A 12,159-nucleotide genomic window follows, 5' to 3' on the forward strand; every position below is an offset into this window, starting at 1 on the left:
TTCTCGAAGGCGCTGCGGGTCGTGGTGAGCGAAGAGGCGAGATCGAGGAGGTCCGTCTAGTGCGAGCGCTCCGGACCTCAGCGGGCCGAGCGCCCCTTCAAGGCCCGCCCCGCCGCCTCCGGCAAGCGCCCCAACCTCCTCGTCATCCTCGGCGACGACCTCGGCTGGGCCGACCTGTCCTCCTACGGCGCCCCGCACATCAAGACGCCGAACCTGGACCGGCTGGCCCGGCAGGGCGTGCGCTTCACCGACGCGTACTCCGGCTCCGCGACCTGCTCCCCGACCCGGTTCAGCCTGTACACCGGGCGATATCCGGGCCGTACGCCAGGCGGGTTGGCCGAACCGATCGCCAACAGGACGCAGGGGCTCGACCCCAGCCACCCCACTCTGGCGTCCCTGTTGAAGAAGGCGGGCTACTCCACCGCCCTCATCGGCAAGTGGCACTGCGGCTGGCTGCCCGACTACAGCCCCACGAAGTCGGGTTGGGACGAGTTCTTCGGCAACCACGGGGGCGTGCTGGAGTACTTCTCCAAGCTCGGCCAGCTCGGCGGCTACGACCTCTACGAGGGCGACGCGACCTACAAGGACCTGCGCTACTACACCCAGGTGCTGACCGAGCGGGCCGTGGAGTACGTCGGCCGGAAGCACGACAAGCCCTGGCTGCTGAACCTCAACTTCACCACCCCGCACTGGCCTTGGCTCGCGGAGGGCGACGAGGAGACGGGCGCCGAGATCGCGGCGAGGATCCGGGCCGCGAAGAGCCAGCTGGAGATCAGCAACGCCCTCAACCACTACGACGGCGGCTCGGTCGCGAAGTACACGGAGATGGTGGAGAGCCTCGACGCGGCCGTCGGCGAGGTGCTCGCCGCGCTGCGCCGGTCCGGGCAGGAGGAGGACACGCTGGTGTACTTCGCCAGCGACAACGGCGGTGAACGCTGGTCGTACCTCTGGCCGTTGAGCGGCGAGAAGTTCGTGCTCCAGGAGGGCGGCATCCGGGTCCCGACGATCGTCCGCTGGCCGCAGCGCATCGACGGCGACCAGGTCAGCCACGAGCCGAACTTCTCCCCCGACTGGACCGCGACCTTCCTGGAGCTGGCCGGTGCCCGCCCCGACCCGGCGTACCCGCTGGACGGCACGAGCTTCGCGGGCTACCTGCTGAAGGGCGAGGAGCTGCCCGAGCGGGACCTGTTCTGGCGGGTGCGGGCCAACCGGGCGCTGCGGCGCGGCGATTGGAAGTACTACCAGGACGAGGACGGCGACGACCACCTCTTCGACCTCGGCGCCGACATCCGCGAACAGGCCGATCTCGCCCCCGACAAGCCGGAGTTGCTCGCCGAGCTGAAGGCGTCCTGGGAGAAGACCGCGAGCGGCCTACTGCCGTACCCGGCGGCCTAGGGCCTGACCACCTAGGACCCGCCCGTCAGCCGAGAATCCCCCGGTCGTACGCCACCGCCACGGCGGCCGCGCGGTCCTTGACGCCCAACTTGCCGTACAGGTGGGTGAGATGGGTCTTCACGGTCGCCTCGCTGATGAAGAGTTCGCGGGCGATCTCGCGGTTGGAGGTGCCCTTGGCGACGAGGGCCAGGACTTCGCGTTCGCGGGCGGAGAGCGGTTCGTTGCCCGGGGACTGGGGGCTGCGGACGGCGGAGACCAGGCGGGAGGCGACGGCGGGAGACAGGACCGTGCGGCCTTCCGCCGCCGCGCGGACGGCGGTGAAGAGTTCGTCGCGCGGGGCGTCCTTCAGGAGGTAGCCGGTCGCGCCCGCCTCGATCGCGGGGAGCGTGTCGGAGTCGGTGTCGTACGTCGTCAGGACGAGCACCTTCGCGCGGGCGGCGCGGCGGGTCAGTTCGCGGATGGCGTCGACGCCCGCGCCGCCCGGCATGCGCAGGTCCATCAGGATGACGTCGGGGTCGAGGGCGGTGGCCCGCTCCACGGCCTCGACGCCGCCCGACGCCTCGCCCAGGACACGGAATCCGGGCGCGGACTCGAACATGCCGCGCAGACCGTCCCGTACGACGGGATGGTCGTCGACGATCAACAGGGAGATCAGCAACTCGTCACTCATGGCGGACCAACGGTACGCGAGCCGACAGGGCCGTGCCGTGCCCCGGCTCGGTCTCGATCGCGAGGGAGCCCGCGATGCGTTCGGCGCGGGCGCGCATGCCGTCGAGGCCGAAGCCTCCGGTGCGGGTGCGGTCGGGGAGGGCGAGCGGGTCGAAGCCCTGGCCGTCGTCACGGATGTCGAGGATGACCTCGTCGCCCAGGAAGCTGAGGGTGACGCCTACGCGTGTGGCGCGGGCGTGCCGGGCCGCGTTCGACAACGCCTCCTGGGCAATGCGCAGCAGCGTCGCCGAGACCTCGTCGTGGAGGTGCTCGGTGGTGCCGGTGACGGTGAACTCGGCGCGGACGCCGGTGCGTTCGCCCCACTCGGCGACCGTGTTCTTCAGGGCCTCGGGCAGTCCGTCGTTCTCCAGCGCGATGGGGGCGAGGTTCTGCACGGAGCGGCGGGCCTCGCCGAGGCTGTGCCGGGCGAGGGTGGAGGCGCGTTCGAGGTGGGTGCGGGCGGTCGTCAAGTCGGGTGCGTTGGCCACGACTTGGAGCTGGGCGATGATGCCGGTCAGGCCCTGCGCGATGGTGTCGTGGATCTCGGCCGCCAGCCGCCTCCGCTCGTCGGCGACCCCGGCTTCCCTTGCCTGGACGAGGAGTTGGGCGTGCAGGGCGGCGTTCTCGTCGAGGGCCTGCTGGAGCGCGGTGTTGGTGCGTTCGAGTTCGGTGATGGTCTCGCTGCGCTCGCGGGAACGCTCCGACTCCTGCTGGGTGAGATGCGCGATCGCCATCTGGAGGCCGGAGTTGGCGGCCACGAGCGCCGCGAAGAGCACCCATTGGACCCCGCTCCCGAGCGGCAGCCCACCCGCCTGCGCACCGGCCACGGTGACCGCGCTCGCGAACAGCCCCACCCGTTGCCGTACCGTGCCCGGGATCAGTTCGTCGGCGTCCATGAAGCCGGAGGCGGCGTAGAACGCGAAGAACGGGTCGATCCAGGTGAGGGCGAAGCCGATGGCCCAGCGGACGACGTAGTACGCCGTCCCCGCCCGCGACGGGGTCCGGCCGCGGCCGGGACGGCGGGCGCGGGTGCCGTGCCACCACAGCTGGAGGAGGAGCGCGGCGCCGGCCAGGGCCCAGCCGGTCCACCACTGGGCGGCGGTGTAGTCGAACAGACCGGAGGAGGCGAGCGCGAGGACGACACTGATACCGAGCAGCCCGTACGGCCCCCATGTGTGCAGCTGCTCCCAGCGCCGCTCGATCCGCTCGTCCCTGGTGGTCATCTCCTCAGTCTGCACGGCTGGTCCCCCTACTCCCAGCGGAACCAGCGTGAGGCGCCGGCCGTCAGCAGCACGGTCCAGGCGACCAGTACGCCCAGGTGGGTCCAGCCCGGCCAGTTCCCGGCCGCCGCCCGGTTCAGGGCCTCGGCGGCGGCGCCGAACGGGGTGTAGCCGACGATCCGGGCCATGACGTCCGGCATGGAGTTCACCGGGATCCACACGCCCGCGCAGAACATCATCGGGAAGAACACGGCCGACCCGATCGCACCGGCGATCTTCGTGGTCCGGGACAGCGCCGAGACCACCCCGCCCAGCGCGAGCGCGGCCAGCACGGCGAGGAGCAGGGCGAGGAGATAGCCGCCGGGCTGCTTCGGGAGGCGTACGTCGAAGGCGAGGCGGCCGACGAGCAGCGCGCACAGGGCGGAGGCCAGCGCGGCCGTGCCGTAGACCACCATCTGTGCGGCGAGCAGGGCGGTGGGCCGGACCGGGGTGGCGGACATGCGGCGGAGGATGCCGCGTTCGCGGTAGCCGGTGAGGTTCTGCGGCATCGACTGGAGCGCACCGACGATCATGCCGAGCAGGACGGCGACCGGGACGTACACGTCGATGGTGCGCAGGCCGCCCAGATCGGCCTCGTGGTGGCGGAAGCCCGGGATGGAGCCCAGGATCACCAGCAGCAGGGTGGGGAAGAGCAAAATCCAGAAGAGGGCGCCGGGTTCGCGGCGGAAGAGCCTCAACTCGGTGCGCAGGACTGCGGTGTTCATACGGTGACCTCCGTCAGGTCCAGGAACGCGTCGTCCAACGTGGCGTCGGAGACCCGGAGTTGGTGGGCGGTGATGTGGTTGCGGGCGAGCAGCGTGATGACGGCGTTGACGGTCTCGTCGGAACCGGAGAGCGTGATCCGGCCGTCCTTGTGCGTCACGGACGTGAGCGCGGGCAGCGCGTTCAGGTCACCGTCGTCCAGCGCCGCGGAGGGCGTGAAGCTGATGACGGTGGAGCCCGCCGAGCGCCGGATCAGCCCGTCCGGGGTGTCCAGGGCGGCCACCCGCCCCTTGTCGATCACGGCGATCCGGTCGCACAGCCGCTGCGCCTCCTCCATGAAGTGCGTGACGAGCAGGACGGTGACCCCGCTCGCCCGCACGTCCTCGATGAGCTGCCAGGTGTCACGGCGGGCGCGCGGGTCGAGGCCGGTGGTGAGCTCGTCGAGGACGACGACGCGGGGGTTGCCGATCAGCGCGAGCGCGATGAACAGGCGCTGCTTCTGCCCGCCGGACAGCTTCGCGAACCGAGTGGTCAACTTGGCGGTCAGGCCCAGGCGTTCGGCCAGCGGTCGCCAGTCGGCGGGGTGCGGATACAAGGACGCGTACAGCTCCAGCGCCTCGCGGACGGTGAGCTTGGCCTGGAGCTCGCTCTCCTGGAGCTGGGCGCCGAGGACCCGGGCGACCTCCGCGTGGTCGGCGACGGGGTCGAGACCGGTGACGCGGACCCGGCCCGCGTCCGGGACGCGCAGGCCCTCGACGCACTCGACGGTGGTGGTCTTGCCGGCGCCGTTCGGACCGAGGATCCCGAAGATCTCGCCCTCCTCGACGGCGAACGAGACCCCGTCCACGACGGCCCGGCCGCCGTAGGACTTCCGTAGTGCGGTGACTTCGATGACAGGAGTGGCTGACATGTTCCGAGGGTCCCGGGAACGCGGGGTCGGGCACATCGGCCATCGCGCTCGACCGGGCATCAACCGATCGGTTGATGCGCGACTACGACTCCCCTTGATGTGCCGCTACGACCCCCGAACACCCAGGTCGTAGGACCAACGGCCGATCCGGGTCCGGCCAAAACTCGGTGGGCACTGTCAGTGGTGGTCCGTAGGCTCGCCCGTGATGACCACGACACCCGCCTCCGCCGAGGACCACCCCGACCGGTCCGCCGTCCGTACGCTCGCACGGCTGTGGCCGTACGTCCGCCCCGTGCGGGTACGGCTGTTCGCCGCGGCCGGGGTCGCCGTCCTCGCGTCCTGTACGGGGCTGGTGTTCCCGCTCGTCCTGAAGTGGATGGTGGACGGGCCGGTCGCCGACCGGGACACGGCGGGCGTGTGGCTCGGGGCGCTGTACCTGCTGCTGCTCGGGATCGCGGAGGCGGGCCTGTTCGGGCTGCGGCGATGGCTGGTCGCAAGGCCGCTGTCGCACGTCGAGGCGGAGATGCGGGCGGACCTGTACCGGCACTTGCAGCGCCTGCCGGTGTCCTTCCACGACAGATGGCCATCGGGCCAGCTCCTCTCCCGAGGCACCACGGACCTGATGCTGCTCCGGATGTTCCTCGCCTTCCCGCTGACGTTCCTGCTGGTCAACGCCGTGACGATCCTGGTGGGCGTGATCATCATGCTGCTCCAGGACTGGACGCTGGGGCTGGTGATCCTGGGTCCCGCCGTGCCGGTGATCGTCATGTGCGTACTGTTCGAGAGGCGGTACGCGCATGTGGCGCGCCTCGCGCAGGACCAGGTCGGCGACCTGACGACGGTCGTCGAGGAGAGCGTCCTCGGCATCCGGATCATCAAGGGCTTCGGCCGCCACCGCAGCCAGGCCCGCGCCTTCCGCGACCTCTCCCGCACCCTGCGTGGCACCGAACTCCGCAAGGCCCGACTCCTAGCCACGATCTGGGGCGTCATCGTCACCCTGCCCGAGCTGGCGCTCGGAGCGACGCTGGTCCTCGGGACGGTGCAGGTCGCGGACGGGAACCTGTCGGCGGGCACGCTGGTGGCATTCCTCTCCACGGCACTGGCGCTGCGATGGCCGGTGGAGTCGATCGGCTTCCTCCTGGCAATGAGTCAGGAGGCGGCGACGGCGACAGAGCGCTACTTCGAGGTGATGGATGAGACCCAGGAGGAGGAAGCGCCCTCAGGAGCCGCGCCCCAAAGGGGCGCGGGGAACGGCGCGCTCAGCCCCCACCGGCCCGCACCCGAAAACGACGGCATCCGCTTCTCCTCCGTCTCCTTCCGCTACCCCGACGCCCCGCCTGATTCCCCACCCACCCTCGACCGCATCGACCTGCACATCAAACCCGGCGAATCCATGGCCCTGGTAGGCGCGACAGGCACCGGCAAGACCACCCTCACCGCCCTCGTCCCCCGCCTCCACGAGGTGACATCGGGGCAGATCACACTGGACGGCAAGGACATCACCGCCATGCCCCGGGAAACGCTGCGCGCAATCGTCGCCGTGGCCTTCGAGGAACCGACGTTGTTCTCGGCCGGCGTCGGGGAGAACGTACTCATGGGCGCAGAAGAGGGCGCGGGAGAACCGGAGTTGCGGCGAGCGCTGGCCGTCGCACAGGCCGACTTCGCGCACGCGTTGCCGCAGGGCACGGACACCCAGGTGGGCGAGCAGGGCCTGAGCCTCTCCGGCGGCCAGCGCCAACGCCTCGCGCTGGCAAGGGCGGTGGTCGGCAAACCCCGTTTCCTGGTCCTCGACGACCCGCTCTCCGCGCTGGACGTCCACACCGAGGCCGCCGTAGAAGCAGCCCTGCGCCAAGTCCTGGCCGACACAACGGCGTTGATCGTGGCCCACCGCCCCTCCACGGTCCTCCTCGCGGACCGCGTGGCCCTGCTGTCCGACGGCCGCATCACAGCGGTCGGCACCCACCAGGAACTCCTGCGGACGAACGCGGAGTACGCGTACCTGATGTCGGGCGCCGAGCGCCCCAAAGGGGCGCGGGGAACGGCGCGACCAGCCCCCACCGGCCCGCGGACTCAACACCACCCGGACCGGCACCAGCACCCCCACCCGGTCGGTGAGCAGGAGGACGCACGATGACCGCCCCGACCACTTCCGCGCCGCCCACCGACGACACCCCCGAACCCCCGCACAAGCCCGCCGCAGGCGACCCCTTCGATCACGACGTCCTGCCCACTCCCCCGGGCGCGACCGCCACCCTCCTGCGTTCGCTGCTCGCCCCGATGAAGGCACGGGTCGCGATCACGACGCTCCTCCTGCTGCTCCAGCAGGCGGCCGTACAGGTGGGCCCGCTCCTCGTGGCGTACGCCATCGACCGCGCGGTACCGGCGTTCCGGAACGACAACTACGGCCCGCTGATCGCCGTAGGAGCGGGCTACCTGCTCTGCGCGCTGATCTCCGGCGGACTCCAGTACGCCTTCATCGGTGCCTCCGCCCGCGTCAACCAGGACGTGCTGCTCGATCTGCGCGGCCGTATCTTCCGGCACGCGCAGGCGCTCAGCATCGACTTCCACGAGCGGTACACGTCCGGCCGGCTCATCTCCCGTTCCACCACGGACATCGAGGCCCTGCGCGAACTGCTCAGCGAGGGGCTCCAGGAGCTGATCACGGTCATCCTGTCGTTCGTGTACATCTCGGCGATGCTGCTCTGGCTGGACCTGGGTCTCGGCGCGGTCGCGGTGGCGTCCTTCGTGCCGTTGTACCTGCTGGTGCGGGTCTACCAGCGGCGCGCGGTACGCGTGTACGCGATCCGCTCCACGGCGATCGCACGCGTGATCGTGAAGTTCGTCGAGACGATGAACGGCATCCGCCCGGTCCGCGCGTTCCGCCGCGAGGACGTGAACGACGCCGACTTCCGGGTCCTCAACCGACAGCACGAACGGTCCAACGGCGACGCCCTGTTGGAGATGGCCCGCTATGTCACCGGCTCCCGCCTGGTCGCCAACACGGCCGTCGCGGTGATCGTGCTCTGGGGCGCGACCCGAGTCGCGGACGATTCGCTGGAGCTGGGCGTACTGGCCGCCGCGGTCCTGTACCTACGACGGCTCTACGACCCGATCGACCGGCTCGGCATGTTCCTCAACTCGTACCAGTCGGCCGCGGCTTCCCTGGAGAAGATCGCGGGGCTCCTGGCCCAGACCCCATCAGTCCCCGAACCCTCAACCCCCGTCCAACTCCCAGCACTTGAGTCGGAACAACCCGGCCGCGAGGTCGTCTTCGACGGCGTCCGCTTCGCCTACCGCACCGGCGGCGAGGTGCTGCCCGTCTTCGACCTCACCCTCCCCGCCGGCCAGACCGTCGCCGTCGTCGGCTCCACCGGCGCCGGCAAGTCCACCCTGGCCAAGCTGCTGGCCCGGTTCTACGACCCCTCGAACGGGCGGGTCCTGCTCGACGGGGTCGACCTGCGCGAGCTGTCCGCGCCCGAACTGCGGCGCGGGGTGGTGATGGTGACGCAGGAGGCGTTCCTGTTCTCCGGCACGGTCGCCGAGAACATCGCGATCGGCCGCCCGGACGCACCGCGCGAGGAGATCGAGCGGGCCGCGAAGGCGATCGGCGCGCACGACTTCATCAGCGCGCTGCCCGACGGCTACGACACGGACGTACGCAAGCGAGGTGGCCGTATCTCGGCCGGTCAGCGCCAACTCGTCGCGTTCGCACGGGCGTTGCTCGCCGACCCCGCCGTCCTTATCCTCGACGAGGCGACCAGTTCCCTCGACGTCCCGGGCGAACAGGCCGTACAGCGCGCCATGTCGACGGTCCTGCGCGGCCGTACGGCGGTCGTGATCGCGCACCGGCTGTCCACGGTCGAGATCGCGGACCGGGTGCTGGTCATGGAACACGGCCGGATCGTCGAGGACGGCACCCCGTCCGAACTGATCGCGGGCACAGGCCGGTTCTCGGACCTGCACCGGGCGTGGCGGGAGAGTCTGGCGTGAGCGCGGTGCCAGTAGTCCCGCGGTGTTAGTAGCCCCGCGCCGGAGCAACACCCCGACCCGCTGGGGAAGTTGCAGAGCAAGTGGAGAGGCTCAGGAGAACCACACCTCCCCGATGCCCGCCTCGCCCTCCTCGTTGCGTTCGACGACGAACGTCGACTCGACGCGCTCCTCGTCCGCGTAGACGGACAGCGCGCCGCCGGTCAGCATGTGCAGCAGACCGTCGTAGTCGGTGAAGTCCTCGTCGTGGTCGGTGAAGTCCTCGTCGTCATCGCCCAGTTGACCGGGGTCGATGCCCGCGGCCGTCAGCGTGGCCCGGAGGTCGCCGGTGACATCCAGTTCGTCGAAGCCCTCGACCGTCAGGTCCGGGGCACCGGGCACCGCGACCAGGATCTTCAAGTAGGCCGCCCCGAAGTCCCGTTCGCAGACGGCGACGATCCGGGCGTCGGGGTGCCTCTTCTTCTGGGCCCGGAACTCGTCCTCCAGCGCGCTGGACAGCACCCCGTCCTCGACGAGCGCCGGGTCGGTGATCTTCACCGTCGAGCCCCAGGCGGCCGCACGTACGACGTCCAACTCCCCCCGGTCCGCAGGGCTTTCGGGATGCCCCAGCCGGGTCGGAGCCTCCGCACAGCGGATCGTCGCGACGGACGACAGGGACGACACGGCCGCCCTCGCCGCCTCCGGGTCGTGGGCCGGGACGGACGGTCGCTCCTCGGGCCGTAGCGGAGGCATGAAGGGCGGCTGGACCACGACCAGGTGCGCGTGCCCGTCGTGTCGGGGGTCCACCCGTGTTCCGGGAGATACGGGACTCATGGCGCCGAGCGTATGCCGCCGTCCCGCGCCAACCTGTGAACCTCCTGTGGAGAAGGCGGGTTGACCCGGTCACCGAAGCGCGGATCGGCTTCGGCATGTACATGGGCGTGTCTAGCGTGTGGTCCGTTCGTCGGCGCCACATCGACCACGGGGGCCCCTGGTGCCGCGCGAACACCCCATGCCTATTGGGCCCCCACGGGGACTTCACGTGCAAACACCCATACGCCACCGGCGGTTGCGCGCACTGCGGCGGTCGGTCGTCGCGCTCGCGTGCGCCTCGGTCATGGCGCTCACCGGGCTTCCGGGCATCACGGCGGCGGATGCCGCGCCGAGACCGCTGGACCCGGGCAAGCGCTGTGACGAGTTGTACGGCCTGCCGAGCAACACCCGACCGACCACAGGGCTTCCGCAGTTCGACGCTTCTCGCGCCACCTCCCAGTGGGACGACTACGCGTACGTCAATCCGGCCAAGGAGTGGGACGGGCTCGGCGCGCCGTCCGCCGCCAAGCAGGCCGCGCTGTCGGAGCTGACCAAGGCTCCGGCGACGCAGCCCGACCGGGTCTGGTGGAGGTGGCTCCAGCAGAAGGCCAAGTACCCGAGTTTCACGGACTATCGGGACGCCGTGTTCATCCCGAACTCCGGGAACGACCCGCGCGGCAAGGCCTTCGAGCAGAAGGTGATCAAGGATCACGGGCTGGTCGGGCCCGAGTGGATCTGCCAGAAGGAGGTCGAGTTCAAGGACCCCGACACCGGCAAGACCTACCGGCGCAAGCTCGACGCGTACAACACGCGGACGAAGCAGATCCTGGAGATCAAGTCCAACGGCAGCCCGGACCGCACGCAGGTGCCCAAGGACCTGGCGTGGGCCAAGGACCCGGCGTGGAAGGACAGCAAGGTCAAGTACGTCTTCGCCGAGCCGCAGAAGGCCGACGCGAAGAAGTTCCTGGGGAACATGCGGCAGCTCGCCGGCGACCGGGTCACCGAGTACAACTACCGTACGGACCGGGTGGAGTTGGCGCCCAGGAGCGGCGGTCAGCGCGCGACCAGCGGGCTGATGCAGCCTCCCGGCCAGTCCGGTTCCACGCGCGGCGGGCTCACCGATCTGATCCGTGAGTCGCGGCCCACCCCGAAGACCATGGCGGACTACCTGAACGCCAGGAACGCCGCCAACCCGGGCGGTCTGCCGCGCGGTCCCGGCGGTGTCGACTTCTCCACCCTGGACCTGAAGTACGTCGGCAAGCCGGTCAGGGGCAAGGGCGTCGACTTCGCGTTCGACGCCAAGGAGGACCCCACCGAGCAGTCCGGCTGGGGCGGCAAGGCCAACTCCCAGCTGATCTCCGACGCGTTCTTCACCTGGCTCGCGCTGACCCCGGACAAGTTCTGGGTCAATCTCAACCCGGACGAGCCGGACCGCATCATGGACGCCAGGTTCGGCAAGACGGACGCGGGCCGGGTGCTGCTGGAGGCCGACCTCCAGATGAAGCACGACTTCTACAAGGCCATGGACCCCGCCACCGACCTCGGCAAGCGCTACTGGGCGGCCCTGCCCAAGGAGAACGGCAAGCCGTGCATGCCCGGTCTGCGCAACTGGATCGAGCCGAAGACCGCGCAGGTCCGTGAGCAGGACGGCGGCATCTACATCCTCGACACCCCGCTGCGTCTGAAGTCGACCGCGCAGACCACGGTCACCCAGGGTCCCGGCGAGCCGATCTGCACCCCGGACGAGGCCACGACCAAGGCGGCCCAGCGGGTCATCGACCAGATGATCGTCCCCGCGGTGGAGAAGACCATCAACACCGCGCCCCAGTACGCCGATCTGCGCCGCGTCTACACCGCGCGCGTCGCCGCCGAGTACATCCGCCAGCAGGACGCCAAGTCACCCACTGACTACCACGCCATCATCAACAGCGGCGACGCCTCGCGCTGGCCGCTGCGCGCGCCCAACCAGGACTGGACCCGCGAGGCGCTGTTCCAGAAGTACCGGAACATCTACACGCACGGCGAGTTCACCTACGACGTCCCCGACGCGAACGGCACCGTGCAGGTCTACATCGTGGGCGGCGTCGACCTGTCCAAGCAGCCCAAGCAGAACGTCGGAAAGGTTCAATTCACCGCTCAGCACCGCTACTTGCCCCGGCAGACGCAGACCAGCGTGAAGACCCTCACCGACAACACGGACACGACAGGGCAGTTGCTCCTCGGCGCGAACACGGCCGCCGACGACACCGGCACCGCAGGCCTCCGCACGGCTGTGGTGGACTCCGCCGCCCGCGATGATCAGGGGGCGTTCCGAAGCCCGAACCGCCCTTACCGCTTCGGCGAGTTCGGCCGGGTCGGCGGCCGGTCGCCTTACGTGCCAGGTGC

Annotated in this window: 8 protein-coding genes and 1 pseudogene; 4 read left to right on the plus strand and 5 right to left on the minus strand. The window is 70.2% G+C overall.

Annotation, left to right across the window (positions count from 1 at the left end; genetic code table 11):
• Nucleotides 1-84 precede the first annotated feature (84 nt).
• Nucleotides 85-1,395, plus strand: a pseudogene (locus tag ACNFOC_RS41175) (sulfatase family protein); the annotation flags it as partial.
• A gap of 25 nt (nt 1,396-1,420) precedes the next feature.
• Here the strand turns inward: ACNFOC_RS41175 and ACNFOC_RS41180 are convergent.
• The 4 genes from ACNFOC_RS41180 to ACNFOC_RS41195 are packed head-to-tail and all read right to left on the minus strand — an operon-like array spanning nt 1,421 to nt 4,995.
• On the minus strand, nt 1,421-2,065 hold the full coding sequence (locus ACNFOC_RS41180; protein ID WP_416964134.1) for a response regulator: 645 nt from the start codon (nt 2,063-2,065) through the stop codon (nt 1,421-1,423).
• Nucleotides 2,058-3,326: a sensor histidine kinase gene (locus ACNFOC_RS41185; RefSeq protein ID WP_416964135.1), complete on the minus strand. Its 1,269-nt coding sequence runs from the start codon at nt 3,324-3,326 to the stop codon at nt 2,058-2,060. Before ACNFOC_RS41185 ends, ACNFOC_RS41180 begins: the two co-directional genes overlap by 8 nt.
• Before the next feature lie 26 nt (nt 3,327-3,352).
• Nucleotides 3,353-4,087, minus strand: coding sequence for an ABC transporter permease (locus tag ACNFOC_RS41190; protein ID WP_416964136.1), 735 nt, complete (start codon nt 4,085-4,087; stop codon nt 3,353-3,355).
• Entirely contained in the window at nt 4,084-4,995 is a 912-nt protein-coding gene (locus ACNFOC_RS41195; RefSeq protein WP_416964137.1) for an ABC transporter ATP-binding protein, read from the minus strand. The genes ACNFOC_RS41190 and ACNFOC_RS41195 overlap by 4 nt, the downstream gene beginning before the upstream one ends.
• 205 nt (nt 4,996-5,200) lie before the next feature.
• On the opposite strand from ACNFOC_RS41195, the gene ACNFOC_RS41200 reads away from it, so the two are divergent.
• The gene (locus ACNFOC_RS41200; protein ID WP_416964138.1) at nt 5,201-7,129 is read left to right on the plus strand and encodes an ABC transporter ATP-binding protein; all 1,929 of its coding nucleotides are present in this window, start codon (nt 5,201-5,203) and stop codon (nt 7,127-7,129) included.
• Nucleotides 7,126-8,985: an ABC transporter ATP-binding protein gene (locus ACNFOC_RS41205; protein WP_416964139.1), complete on the plus strand. Its 1,860-nt coding sequence runs from the start codon at nt 7,126-7,128 to the stop codon at nt 8,983-8,985. Before ACNFOC_RS41200 ends, ACNFOC_RS41205 begins: the two co-directional genes overlap by 4 nt.
• Nucleotides 8,986-9,075: 90 nt before the next feature.
• Here ACNFOC_RS41205 and ACNFOC_RS41210 read toward each other — a convergent pair whose 3' ends face one another.
• Nucleotides 9,076-9,795: a DUF6333 family protein gene (locus ACNFOC_RS41210; protein WP_416964140.1), complete on the minus strand. Its 720-nt coding sequence runs from the start codon at nt 9,793-9,795 to the stop codon at nt 9,076-9,078.
• A 208-nt stretch (nt 9,796-10,003) separates the two neighbouring features.
• On the opposite strand from ACNFOC_RS41210, the gene ACNFOC_RS41215 reads away from it, so the two are divergent.
• Nucleotides 10,004-12,159 (plus strand): hypothetical protein (locus tag ACNFOC_RS41215; RefSeq protein ID WP_416964141.1); only part of this gene is annotated, 2,156 nt, incomplete at its 3' end.

The organism is Streptomyces colwelliae (genome assembly GCF_048158785.1).
Lineage (GTDB): Bacteria > Actinomycetota > Actinomycetes > Streptomycetales > Streptomycetaceae > Streptomyces.